This is a genomic window from Halorubrum ezzemoulense DSM 17463 (assembly GCF_002114285.1).
Classification (GTDB): domain Archaea; phylum Halobacteriota; class Halobacteria; order Halobacteriales; family Haloferacaceae; genus Halorubrum; species Halorubrum ezzemoulense.
In genome coordinates, this window is the sequence record NZ_NEDJ01000059.1 from 1 (window position 1) to 20,251 (window position 20,251).

General features: G+C 71.3%; 19 protein-coding genes and 1 tRNA gene. 13 read left to right on the top strand and 7 right to left on the bottom strand.

Annotation, left to right across the window (positions count from 1 at the left end; translation table 11 throughout):
• Positions 1 to 83: 83 nt before the first annotated feature.
• Entirely contained in the window at positions 84 to 203 is a 120-nt protein-coding gene (locus B9H04_RS19750) for a DUF7503 family protein (RefSeq protein ID WP_455583611.1), read from the top strand.
• Positions 204 to 210: 7 nt separating this feature from the next.
• On the opposite strand, the gene B9H04_RS13850 is transcribed toward B9H04_RS19750, so the two are convergent.
• Positions 211 to 2,403: a caspase family protein gene (locus B9H04_RS13850; RefSeq protein ID WP_049931376.1), complete on the bottom strand. Its 2,193-nt coding sequence runs from the start codon at positions 2,401 to 2,403 to the stop codon at positions 211 to 213.
• A 152-nt stretch (positions 2,404 to 2,555) separates the two neighbouring features.
• On the opposite strand from B9H04_RS13850, the gene B9H04_RS13855 reads away from it, so the two are divergent.
• From B9H04_RS13855 to B9H04_RS13865, 3 genes are all read left to right on the top strand, one after another.
• Positions 2,556 to 3,512, top strand: coding sequence for a succinylglutamate desuccinylase/aspartoacylase family protein (locus B9H04_RS13855; protein WP_049931377.1), 957 nt, complete (start codon positions 2,556 to 2,558; stop codon positions 3,510 to 3,512).
• Positions 3,512 to 4,696, top strand: coding sequence for a pyridoxal-phosphate dependent enzyme (locus B9H04_RS13860; RefSeq protein ID WP_049931378.1), 1,185 nt, complete (start codon positions 3,512 to 3,514; stop codon positions 4,694 to 4,696). The genes B9H04_RS13855 and B9H04_RS13860 overlap by 1 nt, the downstream gene beginning before the upstream one ends.
• Positions 4,697 to 4,778: 82 nt before the next feature.
• Positions 4,779 to 5,675 carry a ketopantoate reductase family protein gene (locus B9H04_RS13865; protein WP_049931379.1) on the top strand — a complete coding sequence of 299 codons (897 nt, stop codon included), beginning with the start codon at positions 4,779 to 4,781 and terminating at the stop codon, positions 5,673 to 5,675.
• A 56-nt stretch (positions 5,676 to 5,731) separates the two neighbouring features.
• Here the strand turns inward: B9H04_RS13865 and B9H04_RS13870 are convergent, their stop codons facing one another.
• Complete coding sequence (locus tag B9H04_RS13870; RefSeq protein WP_085682798.1) at positions 5,732 to 5,953, bottom strand: DUF7556 family protein; 222 nt, start codon at positions 5,951 to 5,953, stop codon at positions 5,732 to 5,734.
• A 358-nt stretch (positions 5,954 to 6,311) separates the two neighbouring features.
• On the opposite strand from B9H04_RS13870, the gene B9H04_RS13875 reads away from it, so the two are divergent.
• The 3 genes from B9H04_RS13875 to B9H04_RS13885 are packed head-to-tail and all read left to right on the top strand — an operon-like array spanning position 6,312 to position 9,590.
• The gene (locus B9H04_RS13875; protein WP_049931381.1) at positions 6,312 to 7,160 is read left to right on the top strand and encodes a CBS domain-containing protein; all 849 of its coding nucleotides are present in this window, start codon (positions 6,312 to 6,314) and stop codon (positions 7,158 to 7,160) included.
• Complete coding sequence (gene glyS / locus B9H04_RS13880) at positions 7,160 to 8,962, top strand: glycine--tRNA ligase (protein WP_085682799.1); 1,803 nt, start codon at positions 7,160 to 7,162, stop codon at positions 8,960 to 8,962. The genes B9H04_RS13875 and glyS overlap by 1 nt, the downstream gene beginning before the upstream one ends.
• A gap of 4 nt (positions 8,963 to 8,966) precedes the next feature.
• Complete coding sequence (locus tag B9H04_RS13885; RefSeq protein ID WP_085682800.1) at positions 8,967 to 9,590, top strand: dolichol kinase; 624 nt, start codon at positions 8,967 to 8,969, stop codon at positions 9,588 to 9,590.
• A 58-nt stretch (positions 9,591 to 9,648) separates the two neighbouring features.
• On the opposite strand, the gene B9H04_RS13890 is transcribed toward B9H04_RS13885, so the two are convergent.
• Positions 9,649 to 9,733: transfer RNA gene (locus B9H04_RS13890), tRNA-Ser, on the bottom strand.
• Between the two features lie 129 nt (positions 9,734 to 9,862).
• On the opposite strand from B9H04_RS13890, the gene B9H04_RS13895 reads away from it, so the two are divergent.
• Positions 9,863 to 10,825: an AAA family ATPase gene (locus B9H04_RS13895; RefSeq protein WP_049931384.1), complete on the top strand. Its 963-nt coding sequence runs from the start codon at positions 9,863 to 9,865 to the stop codon at positions 10,823 to 10,825.
• A 27-nt stretch (positions 10,826 to 10,852) separates the two neighbouring features.
• Here the strand turns inward: B9H04_RS13895 and pyrE are convergent, their stop codons facing one another.
• Both pyrE and B9H04_RS13905 read right to left on the bottom strand, forming a co-directional pair.
• Positions 10,853 to 11,407, bottom strand: a complete 555-nt coding sequence (gene pyrE, locus B9H04_RS13900; RefSeq protein ID WP_085682801.1) for an orotate phosphoribosyltransferase — start codon at positions 11,405 to 11,407, stop codon at positions 10,853 to 10,855.
• 71 nt (positions 11,408 to 11,478) lie between these two features.
• Positions 11,479 to 14,967, bottom strand: coding sequence for a PAS domain-containing protein (locus B9H04_RS13905; RefSeq protein ID WP_080508574.1), 3,489 nt, complete (start codon positions 14,965 to 14,967; stop codon positions 11,479 to 11,481).
• A gap of 289 nt (positions 14,968 to 15,256) precedes the next feature.
• On the opposite strand from B9H04_RS13905, the gene gatB reads away from it, so the two are divergent.
• The 4 genes from gatB to B9H04_RS13925 all read left to right on the top strand — a co-directional run bounded on the left by gatB (position 15,257) and on the right by B9H04_RS13925 (position 17,861).
• Positions 15,257 to 16,744, top strand: coding sequence for an Asp-tRNA(Asn)/Glu-tRNA(Gln) amidotransferase subunit GatB (gene gatB / locus B9H04_RS13910; RefSeq protein ID WP_049931386.1), 1,488 nt, complete (start codon positions 15,257 to 15,259; stop codon positions 16,742 to 16,744).
• Between the two features lie 70 nt (positions 16,745 to 16,814).
• Positions 16,815 to 17,129, top strand: a complete 315-nt coding sequence (locus tag B9H04_RS13915; RefSeq protein WP_049931387.1) for a hypothetical protein — start codon at positions 16,815 to 16,817, stop codon at positions 17,127 to 17,129.
• A gap of 61 nt (positions 17,130 to 17,190) precedes the next feature.
• The gene (gene samp2 / locus B9H04_RS13920) at positions 17,191 to 17,406 is read left to right on the top strand and encodes a ubiquitin-like small modifier protein SAMP2 (RefSeq protein ID WP_049931388.1); all 216 of its coding nucleotides are present in this window, start codon (positions 17,191 to 17,193) and stop codon (positions 17,404 to 17,406) included.
• Positions 17,403 to 17,861 carry a GNAT family N-acetyltransferase gene (locus B9H04_RS13925; RefSeq protein WP_049931389.1) on the top strand — a complete coding sequence of 153 codons (459 nt, stop codon included), beginning with the start codon at positions 17,403 to 17,405 and terminating at the stop codon, positions 17,859 to 17,861. Before samp2 ends, B9H04_RS13925 begins: the two co-directional genes overlap by 4 nt.
• A 7-nt stretch (positions 17,862 to 17,868) precedes the next feature.
• Here the strand turns inward: B9H04_RS13925 and B9H04_RS13930 are convergent, their stop codons facing one another.
• Together B9H04_RS13930 and B9H04_RS13935 are read right to left on the bottom strand one after the other, a co-directional pair.
• Positions 17,869 to 18,570, bottom strand: a complete 702-nt coding sequence (locus tag B9H04_RS13930) for an ATP-binding protein (RefSeq protein ID WP_139835092.1) — start codon at positions 18,568 to 18,570, stop codon at positions 17,869 to 17,871.
• Entirely contained in the window at positions 18,564 to 19,226 is a 663-nt protein-coding gene (locus B9H04_RS13935) for an MEDS domain-containing protein (RefSeq protein ID WP_169714311.1), read from the bottom strand. Before B9H04_RS13935 ends, B9H04_RS13930 begins: the two co-directional genes overlap by 7 nt.
• A 240-nt stretch (positions 19,227 to 19,466) precedes the next feature.
• Between B9H04_RS13935 and B9H04_RS13940 the strand changes: the two genes are divergently transcribed.
• Positions 19,467 to 20,251 (top strand): 23S rRNA (uridine(2552)-2'-O)-methyltransferase (locus B9H04_RS13940; RefSeq protein WP_049931392.1); only part of this gene is annotated, 785 nt, incomplete at its 3' end.

Below are 20,251 nucleotides of genomic sequence, written 5' to 3' on the forward strand. Positions count from 1 at the left end.
CTCTCTCTTTCCCCCCCCCCCCGCCCCCCGGCTCCTCCCCCCTCTCTTTCGTCGGCCGCGTCAGATGTGTCTAGGCGCCCGTTGTGGCGGAATACGTGGCAGAGCACCCGAAAATGGCCGGCGTCCTGTTCACCGCGCTGCTGCTACTGACGCAGGCGGCGCCCGCTGCGGCGAATATCGCTGCAGCGGACCCGGGTCCGTAATAGAAGCCTATAAAAAGTTCAAATTGTCACTCCAGTCAAGTTCTCCATTATAAAAAACAGGGACTGTCTCTAACTCAAGTGACTCTCGGACTTGATTGTCACTTACAGAATTGAACACCGCGTTTGAGGGTACGACATAGTTTTTTGTCGTGTTAGTTATATTTGGAACATATAGACTGCCAACTCCGTAGGGGCCATTCGGAAAGGCACACATCTTGAAGTCCAATGACTCATCATTCGATTTTATGTCAATAACAACGGCAATTCCACTCCGGCTCTGACAAATTGTCGTTCCCCCGTCGCCGACGACGATGTACTGGTGCCCTGTGATCAGCTCGCGCTTCGCCACGTGAAGCGCGGTGCGGAGGTTGAACCCGCTGTTCATCAGGCGGGCGATGATCCGACCGAGTGTCGTCGCGGGCGAGTTCGCCACGTCCGAGAGGGTGACGATGCCGCCGCGCGAGCCGCGGTGGACCAAGGCCTCGCCCTGCTGGTAGGACTGGCAGGCGTTGAGCAGGAAGGCGCTGACGCCGATTTCGAGGTCTTCGTCCGTCAGGTCGAGGTAGCTGTCCGCGCACTGCATCCCGCGGTCGTCGACGTGCCCAATGTAGTGAAGGAAGTCCACGTCGGATTCGAGGGTCTCGCGCATTTCCGTGCGCGTGAGGTCGTGGCGCACCTCGATGTCGAACTGGACCATGTCGCGGAGCCCGTAGAGGTCGGCGACGTTGCCCTCCTCTCGCATCTGCTCGTCGTTACAGACGACGAGGACGGAGATGCGCGACTGCTCGACCCGGCCCGCTTCGAGCCGGCGGTGGTACGCGTCGAGCGTCGCTTTGTTCGCGTCGAGCGGGACGCCGTCACCGACCCACGCGTGCTCGACGGTGTCGACGGGCTCCGGTCGGACGAACTCTGTCTGGGCCGAGACGGCGCCGCGTTCGGCGGAGGCGTCGGCGCCGCGGGTAGTCCCCGCGCTCGTGTCGGCCGTGCTCTCGGCGCCAGCGCTCGCGCCGCCGCGCACGAACTCGGCGTCGCCGAGGGCGCCGCCGTCGGGCGCGACGCCGCCGACCGGGACCTCTCGCCTCGTGGCCGCCGACGGGCTTCGGTCCGCGCCGCCGAAGAAGCCGACGCCGACGCCGCCGTCGTCGTCAACCGGTGTGACGGTCTCCGGCGAGCGGACGATCGACAGCTCGCCGGCGACGAACGGGAGCATCTCCACGTTCTCCGGGTCGGGACGGACGTCCGTCGTCAGTGTCCACTGCGGCAGTTCGGGCTTGATATCTTCGAAGGGGACTTCGAGGTACTCGCCGAGTCGCTCCGCGAGCGGCAGGTTGTACAGCCGCTTCCAGTCGAGGTCGAGGCCCGTCGTCTCGCGCTCGTGGAGGTCGACCGGGTAAAATCCCTCCGTGCGGGCGAGACAGTCCATGTGGAACGACTGTCGGAGCACCCGCGCGGTCCGTTCCTCGAACCCCGGTTCGAGCGGGTAGGTCCAGCCGTCGCCCTCGATCCGCGGGGCGTCGCCGGGAACCACGTCGGCCGCGAAGTAGTACGCCAGCGAGACGACCGGGTAGAGGAACCGGTACTCGGGCGGGACGACGATCCGAACGCCGCTTTCGACGGGTTCGACACGTTCCGGGACGCGGAACTCCTCGGCGGGCTCGATCAGCGGTGGGTGACCCCGCAGAGTGGGGAACGACCGCTCCGGGCTCGTCGTCTGAAGCGCGGAGCCGAGCAGGGAGACGGCGTCCATCAGCGACTCCGGGTCCGTGGGGGTGGTGATCGTCCCCGCCGGCGTCTGGTGGAGCGACCGGAAGCCGAGCCCGACGGTGCCCGGCGTGTCGAGATCGATCCGGGTGGTCCGGTCGGTCGTGGAGACGGAGAACCCGGCGTCGAAGGTGAGGTACAGTTTCGTCGGGGCGGGGTCGATCCCGACGTGGTACGTGTCCCGTGACATCTCGTAGCAGTCGCCCCGGGTCAACAGTACCCCGTCAGCGTCACGAGCTTGAACGACCGCGACCCGCGGGATCTCGATCGCCCCGGTCTCGACTGCGACGCTGGCGTCGACCGGGAAGTAGTGGTCCGACTCCGGACGCCGGCGCGGGTCGACCGGCCGGTCGGTGTACACCTCGAACTGGGTGTTCTCGATGTGGTCGGTGACGGTTATCCCGTCGGCCTCGCGCAGCGGGTCGATGTCGATACTCATTAGCGGGCTCACCGCGGCCGTCGGTCGGGGAGACGGCGACCGACGCCGCGGGGGTGGTACCAGTCCGTTGAGCGAAAGCGGCGATAAAGGTTGTGTCGGTCGGATCGCCGCGGACCGAACGGATAAAGTCCCGGCCGCCCCACCTTCGCGTAATGATAACGCTGGGAACGGCCCGCGCCTCTCCGGGCGAGACGGACACGGGCCGTCTCGAGGTGGGGGAGATGCGAGACGGGAGCCCCGTCCGGCTGCCGGTCGCCGCGATCAACGGCGCGGCCGACGGGCCGACGCTGTACGTCCAGGCGGTGAGCGACGGCGACGAGCTGAACGGGTTGGGCGTCGTCAACCGCGTCGTTCCGCGGCTCGACCCGGCGGAGCTGTCCGGCTCGGTCCTCGTCGTCGGCATCGTGAACCACTTCGCGTTCCAGGCCGCCGAACACCGGAACCCGGTCGACGACCGCAAGATGAACCGCGGGTACCCGGGCGACGCCGACGGGACGACGAGCGAGCGGATCGCCCACGAGACGTTCCAGATCGCCAAGCGCGCGGACTACATCCTCGACCTCCACCAGGGGTCGACGAGCCGGATGATAAACGAGACGCGCGTGCGCTGCGGCGTCCGTCACCGGCTCCACGGCGACTGCCTGGAGCTCGCGAAGGCGTTCGGCTGCGGGCACGTCCTCGACATCAAGGGCCCGGACGGCCAGCTCGCGCGGGCCGGACCGGAGCACGGCATCCCGACCGTCGACCCGGAGCTCGGCGGCTGCGTCGGCTGGGACGAGGAGTCGATCCGATACGGCGTCGAGGGCGTGTTCAACGTGCTCCGCCACTACGGCTTCCTCGACAGCGACGCCGCGCTCGAATTGCAGACTCGGGCGCGCGGCTTCGATCAGTACGGCTCGCCCGCCGGCGGCCTGGTCCGTTTCGAGTGCGAGCTCGGCGAGCGCGTCTCCGCGGGCGACGTCCTCTTCGAGGTGACCGACACCTTCGGCGCGCTGGAGGGGCGCGTGACGGCCGACACCGACGGGATCTTCTGGCGGACGCGCCGGCTCCCGCAGGTGGCCGCGGGGGAGTACGTCTGCTCGATCGGGACGAACGTCGACACGTACTGATGGGCGCTCTCGACGCTCCGTCGCCGAGGGGGCGAGACCCACGGCGACTCCGCTGTTCCGCGTGCGGCGAGACGTACCGCGACCGCTGGCGCTGTCGGTGCGGCGAACCCCTCGATTTCGCCGATCCCCCGGTTCCGGACGGTCCCGCGCCCGACCCCCAATCGTTCGACGCGCGCGACGGCCTGTGGGCGTTCGACGACCTGCTCGCCGCCGGGGACGACCCCCGCGACCGGGTGACGCTCGGCGAGGGGATGACCCCGCTCGTCGACGCGGACGCGGGCCGCGAGCTCTCGGGAGACGCGGGGAGCGAAGCCGCACCGTGGAACGCGTCGTTCAAGCTGGAGTACGTCTTCCCGACCGGCTCGTTCAAGGACCGCGGCGCGACCGCGACGCTGACGCGGGCTCGCGAGCTGGGCGTCGAGCGCGTCGTCGAGGACTCCTCCGGCAACGCGGGCGCCGCGATCGCGACATACGCCGCCCGGGCCGGAATGGCGGCCGAGATCTACGTCCCGGCCGACGCCAAGGAGTCGAAGCTCCGCGCGATCCGCCGCGCCGGCGCCGAGCCGGTCCGGGTCGAGGGGAGCCGAGGCGACGTGACGGACGCGTGCGTCGCGACGCTCGACGACCGCGAACGCGCCTGGTACGCCAGCCACGCCTGGAACCCGGCGTTCTTCGAGGGCACCGCCACGGTCGCGTACGAGATCGCGCTCCGTCGCGACTGGAACGCCCCGGACGCCGTCGTGACGCCGCTCGGCCACGGGACGCTCTTCCTCGGCGCCTATCGCGGATTCCGTCGGCTCGAACGGGCCGGCTGGATCGACGAGGTCCCCCGCCTCTACGGCGCGCAGGCGGCCGGCGTCGCGCCGATCGTCAGAGCGCTCCGCGGCCCCGACGCCGCCGACCCGGACGGGACGGTCAACGCCGCGGCCGACGGGATCCAGATCGCCGAGCCGGTCCGCGACCGCCAGATCCGGGCGGCGATCGACGCCACCGGCGGCGACGCGCTCGCGGTCACCGAGGCAGCCGCGACGCGCGAACTCGACCGCCTCCACGCCGCCGGCTTCTACACGGAGCCGACCTGTGCCGTCGCGCCCGCGGCGCTGCGGGCCCTCCGCGAGCGCGGCGAGATCCGCCCGGACGAGGACGTGGTCGTCCCGCTGACCGGGAGCGGGTTGAAGGGCTGAGGCGAGCGGGGTCGGCGGCTCTCGGGCGAGGCGGACCGACCTCACCGTTACCACTATTCTACCGGCGCCCCTCCCTTTGCGCATGGAGGTGCTCGTCTACGGCGCCGGCGCGCTCGGAAGCCTCGTGGGCGGGCTGCTGGCGCGTACACACGACGTGACGCTCGTCGGGCGCGACCCGCACATGCGGGAGATTCGGGAGGACGGGCTCCGGATCGACGGCGAGGTCGACGCCCGGGTCGCGCCGCGCGCGCTCACTGACGCGACGCACCGGCGGGCCGACCTCGCCTTGGTCACGACGAAGGCGTACGACACCGACGCGGCCGCTCGCGCGCTCGCGACCGGCGAGTACGACGCGGTCTGCTCGCTCCAGAACGGCCTCACCGAGGAGCGCCTGGTCGCCGCGCTCGACGCGACGGTCCTCGCGGGCACCGCGAGCTACGGTGCCCGGTTCGCCGAGCCGGGCCGCGTCACCTGTACCGGCGTCGGCGAGGTCGTCGTCGGGGCGCTCTCCGGCGGCGCGAGCCCCGAGGCCGCGCGGGTCGGCGCCGCCTTCGACGCGGCGGGCGTCGAGGCGGTCGTGGCCGAGGACATGCCGGCCCGGCGCTTCGAGAAACTCGCCGTCAACGCCGGGATCAACGGACCGTCGGCGCTCGCGCGGACGGCGAACGGCCCGACGCTCGACGGCCCCGCCGGCGAGGTCGCCCGCGAGGCCGCCCGCGAGACGGCCCGCGTCGCCCGTGCGGTCGGGGTGGACCTGTCCGACGAACGGGCGGCCGACGCCGTCGAGCGCGTCGCCACCGACACCGCGGCGAACCGGTCGTCCATGTACGAGGACGTGGCGAACGGACGCCGCACAGAGGTCGACGCTATCTACGGCGCGGTCGTCGACCGGGGCGACCGGCGCGGCGTGTCGGCGCCGACCTGCCGGACGGTCGGGTCACTGATCCGCGGCTGGGAAGCGGCCCGCGGGCTCCGGTAATGCGGGACCGATTCGGCAAAACGAGACGGCGGCTCTGCTCGGCGACGGCTACGCGCTCAACACCACTCCTCGAGGACGGTCGCGTCGGTCTCGTCGACCGACACCCACGCGTCCTCTCGCGAGACGTCCGCGATGACGAACTCCGGCCGCGACGCCGACGAGTCGACGGACGCCATCCCGTCCGGCGCGTCGCCGGCGTCGAGCGCCGGGTCCGTCGGGAGCGCAGTCCGGCGGCGGTCGGGGTCCGGGTCGTCCCATGGAGTGGAACTCCGTGACATGGTTGTGAATAGTTCACAGTACGTATAAGAGTTGCGAACGCGATCGAATTCGGCCGTCGGATCGGAGATTCCGGGGACGCTCTGCCGACGGTTCTTTCCGCGGAGCGCCCGCCGAACGACGATCCGCCGAAACGTGTCGGTTTCTACATCGGCTCGCGGGATCCTGTAGGGCCCCGCCTGACCGGGTCCGATCGCCGCTGACCCGGCCCCGCGCGCTGGCGGTCCAGCTCCGCGTGTCGCTGACCAGACCCTGCGTGCCGCTGACCGCTCCCGCGTGTCGCCGCCCGGCCTCGCGTGCCGGTGGTCCGGCTCCGCACACCTTCGCAGTATACAAGAGGTGTCACGCTGAAAGACGGGCATGAACGTCGCAGACGCCATGACGCCCCGCTCGGAGCTCGTCGTCGTCGAGATACCCGGGAGCCGCAACGACGTGTTAGAGTACATCCAAGAGCACGGCTTCTCGTCCGTGCCCGTCGTGAAGGACGTCGACGGCGACGAGGTGTACCGCGGGCTCGTCACGCGCGACGACCTGATCGAACAGCCGGACGAGGACCAGCTCGCGCTGCTGATGCGCGAGGTCCCCACCGTCGGGGCCGCCGCCGACATCGTCGACGCCGCCCGGACGATGGCCGCCGAGGGCTCGCGCCGGCTCCCCGTGGTCGACGGCGACGAGCTCGTCGGTATCGTCACCGTCACCGACGTGGTGCGGGCGATCGCCCGCGGCGAGGTCGACGGCGAGACGCGCGTGGGCGAGCTCGCGACCCGGGCGGTCAACGCGACCCACACCGACACGCCGCTGCCGGTCGCCGAGCGCGAGATCGCGCTCTCGGGGGTACCGTACGCGGTCGTCCTCGACGACGACGCCGCGACCGCGGGGATGCTCACCGAGGTCGACATCCTGGAGGTCGCCCGCGTCGTCGAGGGCGAGGCGAGCACCGGCGACTCGATCGCCGACCAGGACTCCGACTGGTCGTGGGAGGGGATCAAGGCGACGGGCGCGCGCTACCTCCCGACCCGGAACGTCGAGATCCCCGCGGAGGCGGTCCGCCACTTCATGACCGAGGACCTCATCACCGTCAACGCCACGCGGACGGCCAAGGAGGTCGCTCAAGAGCTCATCAGCAACGACATCGAGCAGGTCCCGCTCGTCTCCGGCACCGATCTGGACGGGATCGTCCGAGACGTCGACCTGCTGGAGGGGTTATAATGGCCGCGGACGTGCTCGCCGAGCTCGCGAAGCGCCGGGGCTTCTTCTTCGGATCGAACGGCGCCTACGGCGGCACCGCCGGCTTCTACACGTTCGGCCCGCAGGGCGCGGCGCTCAAGCGGAACGTCGAGGACGCGTGGCGCGACCGGTTTACCATCCGCGAGGGGAACCGCGAAATCGAGGCGCCGACGGTGATGCCAGAGGCCGTGTTCGAGGCCTCCGGCCACCTGGAGGGGTTCGACGACATGCTCGTCGAGTGCCCCGAGTGCGGCGCGTCCCACCGCGCCGACCACCTCGTCGAGGACGTCACGGAGATCGAGGACGCCGAGGCGCTGCCCGGCGAAGAGGTCGCCGAGCTCATCGCCGACAACGACATCGCCTGTCCCGCCTGCGGCACCGAACTCGCCGGCCAGCCGGTCGAGGCGTTCAACCTCATGTTCGCGACCGACATCGGCCCCGGCGACGCCCAACCCGGCTACCTCCGGCCGGAGACGGCCCAGGGGATCTTCGTGGAGTTCCCGCGGCTGAAGGAGTACGCCCGCGGGAACCTCCCGTTCGGGATCACCCAGATCGGCCCGGCCTACCGCAACGAGATCTCGCCGCGCGGCGGGCTCCTCCGCCTCCGCGAGTTCACGCAGGCCGAGTTGGAGCAGTTTATCGACCCCGAGGCGGACGAGCCGCCGCTCGACCGCGTGCGCGACGTGGAGGTCTGCCTCTACCCCGCGACGGAGCAGGAGGCCGACGACGGCGACTACCTCGACACGACGGTCGGCGAGGCGGTCGACGAGGGCGTCATCGGCTCCCCGTGGGTCGGCTACTACCTCGGCGTCGCGCAGGAGTGGTACGAGCGCGTCGGCGTCGACCTCGACCGGTTCCGCTTCCGCCAGCACCTCGCCGGCGAGCGCGCCCACTACGCCGCCGACTGCTGGGACGCCGAGAGCGAGGTCGACGGCGACTGGATCGAGATCGCCGGCTTCGCGTACCGCGGCGACTACGACCTCTCGAAGCACGACGAGTACGGCGACGACTCGTTTACAGTGTTCAAACGGTACGACGAGCCGAAGACGGTCGAGCGCGCGACCGTCGACCCCGACATGTCCGTCCTCGGCCCGGAGTTCGGCGGCGACGCCGCCGCGGTCGCCGAGGCGCCCGAAGCCCTCGCGGAGCGCGACCCCGACGCGTTCGACGGCGCGACGGTCGAGGTGACGGTCGGCGCGGGCGACGACGCCGAGACGCACGCCGTCGACGTCGACGTCGCGGACTTCTCGGTCGAGGCGGTGACCGAGAGCGGCGAACACATCACGCCCCACGTCGTCGAGCCGTCGTTCGGCGTCGGCCGGACCGTCCAGACGCTGCTCGCGCACGCCTACAGCGAGGACGAGGTCGACGGCGAAGAGCGCACCTACCTCTCGCTCGAACCCGAGGTCGCGCCGCAGGACGCCGCCGTCTTCCCGCTCGTCACCAACGACGACCGCCTGACCGGGCTCGCCGACGAGGTGGCGGCCGACCTGCGGGCCGCCGGGCTCGCGGTCGCGTACGACGACTCCGGCTCGATCGGCCGCCGCTACCGCCGGCAGGACGAGGTCGGCACCCCGTTCTGCGTCACCGTCGACCGCGACGGGATCGAGGGCGACGGGCCCGACACCGTCACGCTCCGCGAGCGCGACTCCGCGGCGCAGGTCCGGATCCCGGTCGCGCACCTCGCCGACGAGCTGACGGCGCTCCGCGAGGGCGAGCCGTTCGCGTCCGTCGCCGACCGGTACGACGCGGTCGACACCGACGTCGAGACGGCGGGGAACTGAGGGCGTGCGTCTCCCGGCCGCCGCGTGGCGCGAGCGCGTGGAGTTCGAGCGGCGGCTGGTCCACGCCAGCGGCACGCTGTACCCGGTCCCGTTCTTACTTGGCTGGATCTCTTGGGGGACCACCGGGCGACTGCTGATCCTCAGCGTCGCGATCGCCGGGGCTCTCGAAGCGCTGCGGCTCGCCGACTCCGTCGGCCCGCTCGCCCCGCTGTACGACGCGCTCGTCCGCGACTACGAGGCCGACGGGATCGCTGGGTACGCGCTGTATCAGGCCGGGATGGCGGCGACCGCGCTCGTCTTCGCGCCCGTCTTCGCCGTACCCGCGATGTGGATGCTCTCCGTCGGCGACCCGATAAGCGGCGGGCTCGGCGAGAACGCGGCGACGGAGCCGAAGCGCCTCCCGGTGGTGGCGGCGATGGTGTTCGTCTGCTTCGGGATCGCCGTCCCGTACGCGATCCCCGAGTTCGGCCCCGATCCGGGCGTGATCGTCGCGCTCGCGGGGGCGATCCCCGCGGCGATCGCCGACGGGCTCCCGCCGCTCATCCGCGGCGTGGCGGTCGACGACAACCTCACCATCCCGCCGGCGGCCGCCGGCGGCATGTTCCTCGCGGCCGCGCTGATCGGGTAGGCGCATCGCCCGGAGCGCAACGGCGGCGCTGTCGCTCGCCGGGCGAAACTGAGAGAAGCGCCGAGGCGGAGATTTGAACTCCGGTGTCCGAATGGACAGTAGATTTCGAATCTACCGCCTTGGCCAGGCTAGGCTACCTCGGCTCGACTCGACATTGGCCGGTTCCGCTGTTATGCGTTTCGATCGCGGTCGCGGCGCGGTCTCGGACCGCCGGTCCGTCACCCCACCGTTCCGCCGACAACGCTTTTCGGCCCGGCTCCCGTGCGGTGGATATGGACGTCCCCGAAGCGGCCGACGCCTGCGCCCGCGTCGTGAGCGAGGTCGGCGGCGCGGTCGTCGCCGACCGCGAGTTTCTCGACCGCGTCACCCTCGGCATCCTCGCCCGCGGCCACGTCCTCTTGGAGGACGTGCCGGGCACCGGAAAGACCCTCTCGGCGCGCTCGTTCGCGACCGCGCTCGGTCTGGAGTTCTCGCGGATTCAGTTCACCCCGGACCTCCTGCCGGCCGACGTCACCGGCACAAACGTGTTCGACGAGCGCGACGGCTCCTTCAGCTTCTCGCCGGGGCCGATCTTCGCGAACGTCGTGCTCGCCGACGAGATCAACCGCGCCCCGCCGAAGACGCAGGCCGCTCTCCTGGAAGCGATGGAGGAGGGGCAGGTGACCGTCGACGGCGAGACGCACGCCCTGCCGAGCCCCTTTTACGTGATCGCGACGCAGAACCCGGTCGAGAGCGAGGGCGCGTTCCCGCTGCCGGAGGCCCAGCTCGACCGGTTCACGATCAAGACCTCTATCGGCTACCCCGACGAGGACGGCGAGTTGGAGCTGCTCCGCCGCCGCGCCGGTCGCGTCGAGCAGTCGCCGACGGTCGAGCGCGTCCTCGATCCCGACTCCGTGGCGGCGCTGCGGGAGGTGCCGGAGTCCGTCCGCGTCGAGGACGATCTGCTCCGCTACGCGGCGGCGCTCGCGCGGGCGACCCGGGAGGACCGCCGCGTCGAGGCCGGCGTCTCCCCGCGGGGGACACAGCGCCTCTTCGAGACCGCCCGCGCGGCGGCGGTGATCGCCGGCCGTGAGTTCGTCACGCCCGACGACGTGAAGCGGGTCGCGCAGCCGACGCTCGCCCACCGGCTCGTGTTGACGCCGGACGCGGCCGTCAACGACGTCGACGAGCGCGACGTGATCGCCGACGTGCTCGACCGCGTCGCGGTGCCGACGGTGGACGCGGCCGAGGCGTAGCTCCCGCGACGACCGCCGCTATCGCCGCTACTCCGCGTTCTCGTCCCGCTCCGCCAGCAGTTCGGTCGCCGTGAGCAGCGACTCCAGCTCGATGTCGTGCGCGGCGAGCAGCGCTTCCGCGCCCTCCTCGCGGTCGACGACGACCAGCACGCGGTCCACCGTCGCGCCCGCCTCCCGCAGCGCCTCGACCGCGTCGACAGCGGACTGCCCCGTGGTGGCGATGTCCTCGATCACGACGACCTCCTCGCCGGCGCCGAGGCGCCCCTCGATCCGGTTGCCCGTGCCGTACTCGTTCGCCTGTTTGCGCGCGATGACGTACGGACGACCGAGCTGGGCGGCCGTCACCGCCACCAGCGGGACCGCGCCCAGCGCGACTCCCGCCAGCTTCGCGTCGGCGTCGGCAAGCCGGTCGGCGAACGCCTCGGCGACGAGCGTCAGCGCGTCCGGGTCGGTCTCGAAGAGGTACTTGTCGACGTAGTAGTCGCTCGTCCCGCCGTGGGACAGCTCGAACTCGCCGAACCGGACGGCGTCGGCGGCGGTGAGCGCCGCGATCAGCTCGCGTCGTCGGTCGTCGTCGGTCATACGCCGAGAAGGGCCGCGGCCGACAATAAACGGGTCGGAACGCGGAGGGGCTCGTCTCTCTCCCGCCCCGCTCACTCCGCCGCCGGCAGGACGAGCGTCACGGTCGTTCCCCCGCCGCCGAGGCCGTCGTCGAACCGGATCTCGCCGCCGTACGCCTCCACGACCCACGCGGCGATCCACAGCCCGACGCCGGTGTTGTGCTGTAGCTGGGTCACCTCGCGGACGCCGGTGATCACCTCCCGTACCGCGGTCGGCACTCCCGGCCCGTCGTCCGCGACGCTCACACGCACGACCCCGCCGTCCGGGTCGCGCTCGGCGCTCACCGCGACGCGCGGCGCGTCGCCGCCGTGTTCGACCGCGTTCTCGACGAGGTGATCGATCGCGACCGAGAGGCGGTCGTCGCCGCACACCGCGATCCCCGCCGGCACGTCGGCGGTGATCCGCGTGTCCGGCCGATCGGCCGCGTGTCGCGCGGTGACCGCCTCGACGATCGGTCCTACGTCGACCGGCTCGGGGTCGGTCGCGTACCCCTCCTCGACGATCCCCCGGAGGGTCCCGGCCCCCTCGGCGACGTCGGTCAGCCGCTTGCCCGTGGTCTCGATCCGCCGGGCGTAGTCGCGGATCCGGTCGTCGTCGGTCCGATCGGCGATTTCGCCGGCGAAGCCGAACACGACGTTCAGCTCGTTCCGCAGGTTGTGCCTGAGGATCCGGTTGACGATCCGCACGTAGCGTTCGCGGCGCTTCCGGTCGGTGATGTCGGTGTAGATGCCGAAGGCGCGTCGGTCGCCCTCGGTCTCGTAGCTGAAGCCGCGGAAGAGGAACTCCCGCGGCCCCTCGACGGTCTGTCGTCTGATCTCCTCCGCGGCGAAGCCGTGTTCGCGGACCAGCGCGTCGAGGTCCCCCGCCTCGACGGCGCTCGCCTCGACGCTGTCTCCCAGCCGGTAGTCGTGGATGTCCAACGCCTCGATCGTCCGGCCGCGCAGCGCCGCCTCGTCCACGCCGAACTGCGCCTCGAACGCCGGGTTGGCGCCGTCGATCACCGTCTCGTCGTCCTCGAAGACGACCTCTATCACCGGGTCGGGAATGCGGTCGAACAGCCGCCGGAAGCGGTCGCGCTCGGCCGACAGCTCGGTCCGCGTCCGGAAGAGGTCGGTCGTGTCCGACAGCGATCCGACGACGCCGCCCCCGCGGTCGGACAGCGACGACAGCCGGAGTCGGCCGTGCCGCGGTCCGCGATCGCCGTCGCGCTCGACGCTCAGGTCGACCGTCCTCGTCGGCTCTCGACCGCCCGCGACCTCGGCCGGTGTGCCGGTGAGCGCGCCGACCGCGTCTACCACGCGCTCCGCGTCGTCCGGGGCGACGAGCGCGTCGAGCCGCCGACCGACGATGTCCCCGGTGCCGCCGGCGCCGACCCACTCGGCGAACGGCCCGGTGGCGTAGGTGACGGCGCCGTCGCCGTCGAGGACGCACACCATGTCGTCGACGTTCTTCAGCGCGTCCTCGTAGGTCCGGAGCCGCCGGCGCCGGTCGTTGGCGTCCATCGTGGCGACGGCGTTCGTCGCCAGCAGTTCGAGCACGCTGACGTCGCTCTCGCCGAAGGCGTCCGCCTCTCTGGACCCGACGATGAACACGCCGTGGTCCCCGAGCGGAACCGCGACGAACGACCGCATCCCGTGGTACTCGGTCCGGTCGCCGTTCGACGGGCCGCCGCCGATCGATGCGAGCCGCTCGTCGGTCGCGAGGTCGTCGCACACCCACGTCTCGCCGTCTCGGAACACCGCACCGGTGATCCCCTCGCTCGGCGGTCGCGGGTCCCGGCTGGCGGCGAACGCGTCGCCGATCCCCTCGCTCGTGGCGGCGAGGCGGAGCAGGTCCGCGTCCTCGTCGAAGAGCCGCACGCCGCTTATCTGGTAGCCGAGGATCTGGTCCGCGGCCTCGACCAGCCGCTCGGCGACCCCGTCCGCGTCGCTCTCCCGCTGGACGCGTTCGACGGTCCCGAGCAGCCGTTCGAGCGTCTGCTCGCGGCGCTTCCGCTCGGAGACGTCGGCGAAGAACACGGAGAGCCCGTTGGGCGAGGGGTAGGCGGTCACGTCGGTCCACAGGTCGAGCGGCTCGTACCGGTCCTCGAAGGAGACGACCTCCTGGGTCTCCATCGCCCGTCGGTAGTTCCGCTCGTACTTCCGCCCGAGCGCCGCCGGGAACTCCGCCCAGATGTCGGCGCCGATCAGCTCGTCGGCGTCGCGGTCGAGCAGCGTCGCGGCGGCCTCGTTCACGTAGGTGAACCGGAACTCGTCGTCGAGCGCGAAGAACCCGTCCTCGATCCGGTCGAGCGTCTCCTCGAACCGGTCGACGGCCGCCGCCCGCTCCTCGCGGACCACCTCGCGCTCGATCGCGCCGCCGAGCCACTCCGCGAGCAGTTCGACGAACAGCCGCTCCGACGCGTCGAACGGGCGGTCGCGGGGCTCGACGTCGAGGAAACAGAGCGTCCCGTACACCTCGCCGTCGACGACGACCCGACCGCCGACGTAGCTGCCGACGCCGGACCGCTCGTACGCCGGATCGCCGGCCAGCCCCGCCGCCTCCGGGTCGGTGATCGTGACCACGCCCGAGTCGCCCTCGGCCGCGCCGTCGCCTCCGGTCTCCGACCCGCCTTCGGTCGCTCCGTCGACTCCGCTCTCCTCGCCGCTTCCGGGCGCCCCGTCGCTTTCCGGTCCCGCGCCGGCACCGCCGCGAACCGTTCGCCGGCAGTAGGTCAGCTCTAGCGGGAGCGTCCCGTCGTCGTCGAGCTCGTCCGCCGCGATCGACTCCACGAGCCCGGTCGAGTCCCGGTACCGCTGGATCTCGATCCGGTCGCCCTCGACCCGCGACGAGTAGCCGATCGACAGGTCGAGGTAGTCTCGCCCGAGGTCGAGCAGGGCGTCGACCTGCTCGTCGAGGTCGGCGCACCGGTCCGAGACGATCCGCACGAACGGTTCGAGGAACTCCCGCCCGCCCGCGGTCGTCGGTTCCGGCTCGGGCCCGCCCGCGGTCGCCGGTTCCGGTTCGGGTCCGCCTGCGTCCGGTGACTCCGGTCCGGGTCCGTCGTGTGCCGGCTCTGTCCCCGCTCCGTCGCGGTCGTCGCGTCCGCCATCGATCGCCTCCACGCGGTCGGCGAGCGTCTCGCCGTCGGCCGCGAGCCGTCGCCCGGACACGTACTCGATCCCGAGCCGGCTCGCGTCGATGGCCGCGTCCGCGTCGTCGCCCGCCGAGTAGGCGAGCACGGCCGCGTCCGGGTAGCGGTTGCGGACCGATTCGAGGCGGTCGAGCGCGGCCGCGTCGCGCTCGACCGAGAGCCCCCGGCCCGCGGCCCCGTCGCCGTTCAGTTCCGGCGCGTCGCGGTCACCTCGGGTCTCGTCGTCGAACAGCCTGACGACGACCCTCGCCGGATCGACGCTCCGGTCCGGGTCCCGGTCCGCGTCGCTCGCGACCTCGCTCGCTCGGCGGACGCGCGTCTCCGCGGGGAGCTCTCCCCACGCCGCGTCCACCGGCTCGCCGAGGTGGAGCGTCGGCTCAGCAGACATCCGTTACGGAACGGCACCGCGGCGGTCGCCCGCGGCCGGCGGGTCCCTCAGCGGCCATCCACCCTGTTGGCCGCTCGTCTCGCGCGACCGAGCGGCGGCCGCTGGCGCGTCGTCGCACTGGCCCGGCCGGGGCCCGCGAAGGTTGTCGGTTCACTCATCGCGCAAGGTACGCGCGGCCTCCTGATAATCGTTCCCACCGGGTTTTCGGATCTGAGAGCGTCGTCGGGCGTTCGCCCCGGCGGCCGTTGTCCCGACACGATTTAGGCGACCCGCTCACAACGGGCGGGTAATGAGTACGCAGGCCGCGACGACGGACCGGACGGTCGTGATCGGGTTGGAGGTCCACGTCCAGCTCGAGACCGACACGAAGATCTTCTGCGGCTGTTCGACGGAGCCCGAGGACGACGAGGCGCCGAACACGCGCACCTGTCCGACCTGCCTCGGGCTACCGGGCGCGCTCCCCGTCCTCAACGAGGCCGCCGTCGAGGCCGCGGTGAAGGTCGGGAAGGCGATCGACGCCGACATCCCCGAGACGACCACGTTCCACCGGAAGAACTACTACTACCCCGATCTCCCGAAGAACTTCCAGCTCACCCAGTACGACGCGCCGATCTGCGCCGACGGCGAGCTGGAGGTCCGCGTCGACGGCGACCCGCGGACGATCGGGATCACCCGCGCGCACCTCGAAGAGGACCCCGGCAGCCTCCAGCACGCCGGCGGCTCCATCGAGTCGGCCACCCACACGCTGGTGAACTACAACCGCGCCGGCACGCCGCTGATGGAGATCGTCACGGAGCCGGACTTCCGCTCGCCGGCCGAGACGCGCGCGTTCCTCGCGAAGCTGGAGGAGGTTCTGGAGTACCTCGGCGTGTTCGACCCCGGCCGCGACGGGAGCCTGCGCGTCGACGCTAACGTCTCGCTCGTCCCCGCCGAGCACGTTGCCGACGACGGGTCGATCACGGGCGACGCGCTCGACGACGTGAACCGCGCTGAGGTGAAGAACATCTCCAGCCACAAGGGCGCGGAGCAGGCGCTCGCCTACGAGGTCACCAGACAGGAGAACGTCCTCCGGCGCGGCCGCGAGATCGAACAGGAGACGCGTCACTGGGACGAGGACCGCGGCGTCACCGTCGGCATGCGGTCGAAGGAGGCCGAGAAGGACTACCGCTACTTCCGGGAGGGCGACCTGCCCGCGCTTGAGGTAGCCGACTGGAAGGAACAGATCGCGATCCCGGAGCTCCCCGACGCCCGCCGCGAGCGCTTCCGCGAGGAGTACGGGTTAGACCGCGAGGCCGCCTCCAAGCTCACCTCCACGAAGGCGGTCGCGGACTTCTTCGAGGACGTGGCGAGCGAGTTCGACCCCGACCTCGCCGCGACGTGGGTCGCCGACAACCTGCTCGGCGAGCTCAACTACCGCGAGATGGCGATCACGGACGTGGAGGGGCGGCTCGACGAGTTCACCCGCCTGATCGAGCTCGTCGCCGCCGACGAGCTGACCGTGAAGAACGCCGAGGAGGTCGTGCTCCGCGAGATGCTCGACGAGGGCGACGACCCCGAGACGGTCATCGACCGCGAGGACCTCGGCAAGGCCGAGAGCGGCGAGGTCGAGGCCGCCGTCGCGGCCGCCATCGACGAGAACCCCGACGCCGTGAGCGACTACCACGACGGCGACGAGGGCGCGATCAACTTCCTCGTCGGCCAGGTGATGCAGGCGACCGGCGGCAGCGCCGACCCCGGTCAGGTGAACGGGCTGCTCCGCGAAGAGTTGGACGGCTGAGCCGGCCGGACCGCTCGAATCGCTCCCGCCGGATCAACTCCCCCGCCACGCCGCAGCATTTCCCTCCGCCATGGCAATCGTCGAAACCGTCGTCGTCGGCCACGTCACCGGCTTCTGTCTCCTCCTCGCGTGGGCGATCTGTCGCCGCGGCGCCGTGGACCTGATCGCCGGTTACGACGGCGACCTCCCGCCGGAGCGCGAGGCGGACCTCGCCCGCGACGCGGCCGCGGTCCTCAGCGTCTCGGCGGCCGCGAGCGGCCTGATCGTCGTTAACGCGTGGACCGGCGCGGTCCCCCGCCCCGGCGCGCTGGCGACGGTCGCGATCGCCGCCGCAGTCGGGTGGTTCCTCTGGAAGTGGAACGGCCGCGCCCCCGACGCCGGCTGAGCCGTTCGACGCGCCCCGCCGAAACCGTGCGATTGACGCCCGCCCGCCCGCTACCGCGCTCATGGACGTGACCGTCGAGGTCGTCGGCGAGGGGGTCGACGAGTACAGCCTCGCCGCCGACGCAACGTACGACGACCTGATCCGCGCCGCGGGCTACCACCCGCAGGAGGCGTCGGCGCTCGTCGACGGCTCGCCGGTCCCGGGCGACCGCGTCGTCGACGCCGAGGAGGTCCGAGTGCTCCGGCTGATCAAGGGCGGCGCGACGGGCGACGCGTGACCGAAGACCGAGACCTTCCGACCGCGCCGGAGGACGTGACCGTGAAGCCGACGACCGCGGCCGACCGGCTCGACGTCCTCCGGATCCTCGACGCCGCGATGCTGGAGACCGACGCCGTCACCGTCGACGACCGCATCGCGGCCGGAGACGTCATCGTCGCGCGCTCGACGCGCACCGGCGGAGTCGTCGGCGCGCTGGTCGCCGTGCGGCCCGATCCCGACCGGCTCCACGTCGACGCCGTCGCGGTCAGGCAGGTGCGCCGAGGAGAGGGGATCGGCTCCCGGCTCGTCGCGGCCGCGGTCGATCGGGCCGAGTCGGACCCCGCGGTCGAGACCGTCACCGCCCGGTTCGACGCCGACCTAGCCGAGTTCTACGCGGCGTTGGGGTTCGCGGTCGACGGCGCGGGCGCGGACGAGGGGCGGCGAGTCGGCCGGACCCGGGTCGACGGTGGCTGATCGGCGTTCAGTCGGCGACCCGGTACAGGTCGAACCGGACCCGCGTTCGGTCGTCGTCGTTGGCGAACTCGACCGTCCCGTGAGCCGACTCGACGATCCATCGAACGAGCCAGAGCCCCAGCCCGCTCCCGTGGGCCAGCGGCGTCTCACCCCTCTCGCGGAAACACCGGAGCTCGTGGTCGGGTATCGACCCGGGGTTCCGAACCTCGACGCGAACCCGCTCGCTCGCCGGGGTCGACACCGCGACGGAGACCGTCGGCGCCGGATCGTCCTGATGGACGATTCCGTTCCGGATCGCCTCTTCGAGGGCGATGTCGAGGTTCACGTCCGCGAGGACGACCTGATCCGAGGAGTCGGGGGTCCGGATCCGTGCGTTCGGGTGCTCCGACCGCACCTCTTCGACCGCCCGCTCGATCACCGGCCCGAGAGGGGTTGGCTCGACCTCCGAACTCCCGATGGTCTGCTGGATGTACCGGGCCTTCTCGGCCGTTTCGATGACGGCGTCCGCGTGTCTCGCGGCGGCGGCGACGAGGTCGGCCTCCGCGGCGGTCAGCGACTCGTTTCCCGTCAAGTCTTCGAGTGCCCCACGAACGACGTTGAGGTCGTTCCGGATGTTGTGGCGTAACACTCTGCTGAGCACACTGAGCCGCTGCTCGCGCCGACGAAGCTCTCGGTTGCTTTCCGCGATCCCGCGAGCCTGCTTCAGCATGATCCGGGCGTCGGCCCCCCTTCCTCGGAGCGGTACTCCTCGGGGGAGACGTGGAACGGGTTCTCACACAGCGTGCGGTCGTAAACGATCTGCTGGTGGGTTCGAAGCGCCTTCGCGGCCGCCGCCTCGTCGAACCGACGGAGGTCGTACTGGCACAGCGCAGTCACCGCGAAGTCGGGACACGCGGCGTCGAACGCGACCTCGAAGTCGACGACCTCGTCGAACGATGTCTCGCCGTCGAACGCCCACGTGTTCTCGCCGGCGACCCACAACCCCTCGTACCCCTCGGCGGCGCTCCGCTCCGCCCCCGACCGCAGCTCGGCGACGGTTCCGTCGCGTTCGAAGCCCTCGTCGAGATACACCTCCGATGCGCCGCGGCTCGCGAGGTCCCCGGCGCCGCGCTTCGCCGCCACGTCCACGCCCTCCGCGCGCAGCGCGTTCTCGATCCGCGATTGGGGGTTCGCGTCGACGAGGTACACGCACCGATGCCCGGTCTCGAGCCCGTACGAGAGGAACGCGGCCACGGTGTCGAGCTGCGTCGCCGTCGACTCGTAAAACAGCGCGAGGTGGCGGTCGAGGTCGCAGTCGGCGAACTCGGCGCGCAGGTCCGCCCGCGGCCGGGCCGTGGAGCCGGTCGACTCGCCTGCGGTGGTCATCTGAACAGCTATAGTAAAGGCCGGATGCTGAAAAAAACAATTGACGCCCGCAACCGATGTGTCTCCGCTCATCACGGCGAAATTCCGCGGGAGACGCCGCGGCGGATCTCGGTCGAGTCGCACTGTGCCGCCGTCGCCCGCATCCGACGTTCATTTCCCGGTCGCCCCCGTCGTTACGGGTATGAGCGCTACCTCCACCCCGATCTCGGTGGCCCCGCGTCCGCCTGCGGTGATGACGCCATGAGCGGGAAAGACGACTACTACAACCGATCCAAACAGCAGGGGTACCGCGCCCGGTCCGCCTACAAGCTGAAACAGCTCGACGAGGAGGCGGACCTGCTCGCCCCCGGCGACACCGTGGTCGACCTCGGGGCCGCGCCCGGCGGGTGGCTCCAGGTCGCCGCCGAGGAGGTCGGGGAGGGCGGCACCGTCGTCGGCGTCGACCTCCAGCGCATCGAGGACCTCGACGAGGGCGACGTCGAGACGATCCGCGGTGACATGACCGAGGAGCGCACCCGGCACTTCCTGCGCGAGGCGGTCGGCGAGCGCGGCGCGGACGTCGTCGCGAGCGACATGGCGCCGAACATGACCGGCGAGTACTCCCTCGACCACGCCCGCTCGGTCCACCTCGCGCGGCAGGCGCTCGACACCGCCGACGAACTGCTCGCGACCGGCGGCGACTTCGTCGTGAAGGTGTTCCAGGGCGAGGACCTCGACGCCTTCCGCGACGACGTGAGCGAGTCGTTCCAGTACGTCCGGACCGTCTCGCCGCCCGCCTCGCGGGACGCCTCCTCGGAGGTGTACCTCGTCGCGAAGGGGTACACCACCTCGCCGGTCGCCGAGGGCGAGCGGATCGAGGTGACCGTCGAGGAGGAGGGCGACGAGGGCGACGGCATCGCCTACGTCGACGGCTACACCCTGTTCGTCGACGCCGACGTCGGCGAGACGCTCGCGGTCGAGGTCACCGACGTCAAGCCGCGGTTCGGCTTCGCGGAGCCCGTCGACGACGCGGAGCCGTCGGCCTG

Excerpts from the sequence above, each read along its gene's own strand:
- B9H04_RS13855 (WP_049931377.1), top strand. The coding sequence starts at position 2,556 with ATGATAACGCTGGGAACGGCCCGCGCCTCTCCGGGCGAGACGGACACG.
- B9H04_RS13905 (WP_080508574.1), bottom strand. The coding sequence starts at position 14,967 with ATGTCTGCTGAGCCGACGCTCCACCTCGGCGAGCCGGTGGACGCGGCG.
- B9H04_RS13935 (WP_169714311.1), bottom strand. The coding sequence starts at position 19,226 with ATGACCACCGCAGGCGAGTCGACCGGCTCCACGGCCCGGCCGCGGGCG.
- B9H04_RS13865 (WP_049931379.1), top strand. The coding sequence starts at position 4,779 with ATGGAGGTGCTCGTCTACGGCGCCGGCGCGCTCGGAAGCCTCGTGGGC.
- B9H04_RS13915 (WP_049931387.1), top strand. The coding sequence starts at position 16,815 with ATGGCAATCGTCGAAACCGTCGTCGTCGGCCACGTCACCGGCTTCTGT.
- B9H04_RS13860 (WP_049931378.1), top strand. The coding sequence starts at position 3,512 with ATGGGCGCTCTCGACGCTCCGTCGCCGAGGGGGCGAGACCCACGGCGA.
- B9H04_RS13870 (WP_085682798.1), bottom strand. The coding sequence starts at position 5,953 with ATGTCACGGAGTTCCACTCCATGGGACGACCCGGACCCCGACCGCCGC.
- glyS (WP_085682799.1), top strand. The coding sequence starts at position 7,160 with ATGGCCGCGGACGTGCTCGCCGAGCTCGCGAAGCGCCGGGGCTTCTTC.
- samp2 (WP_049931388.1), top strand. The coding sequence starts at position 17,191 with ATGGACGTGACCGTCGAGGTCGTCGGCGAGGGGGTCGACGAGTACAGC.
- B9H04_RS13875 (WP_049931381.1), top strand. The coding sequence starts at position 6,312 with ATGAACGTCGCAGACGCCATGACGCCCCGCTCGGAGCTCGTCGTCGTC.
- B9H04_RS13930 (WP_139835092.1), bottom strand. The coding sequence starts at position 18,570 with ATGCTGAAGCAGGCTCGCGGGATCGCGGAAAGCAACCGAGAGCTTCGT.
- B9H04_RS13850 (WP_049931376.1), bottom strand. The coding sequence starts at position 2,403 with ATGAGTATCGACATCGACCCGCTGCGCGAGGCCGACGGGATAACCGTC.
- pyrE (WP_085682801.1), bottom strand. The coding sequence starts at position 11,407 with ATGACCGACGACGACCGACGACGCGAGCTGATCGCGGCGCTCACCGCC.
- B9H04_RS13895 (WP_049931384.1), top strand. The coding sequence starts at position 9,863 with ATGGACGTCCCCGAAGCGGCCGACGCCTGCGCCCGCGTCGTGAGCGAG.
- gatB (WP_049931386.1), top strand. The coding sequence starts at position 15,257 with ATGAGTACGCAGGCCGCGACGACGGACCGGACGGTCGTGATCGGGTTG.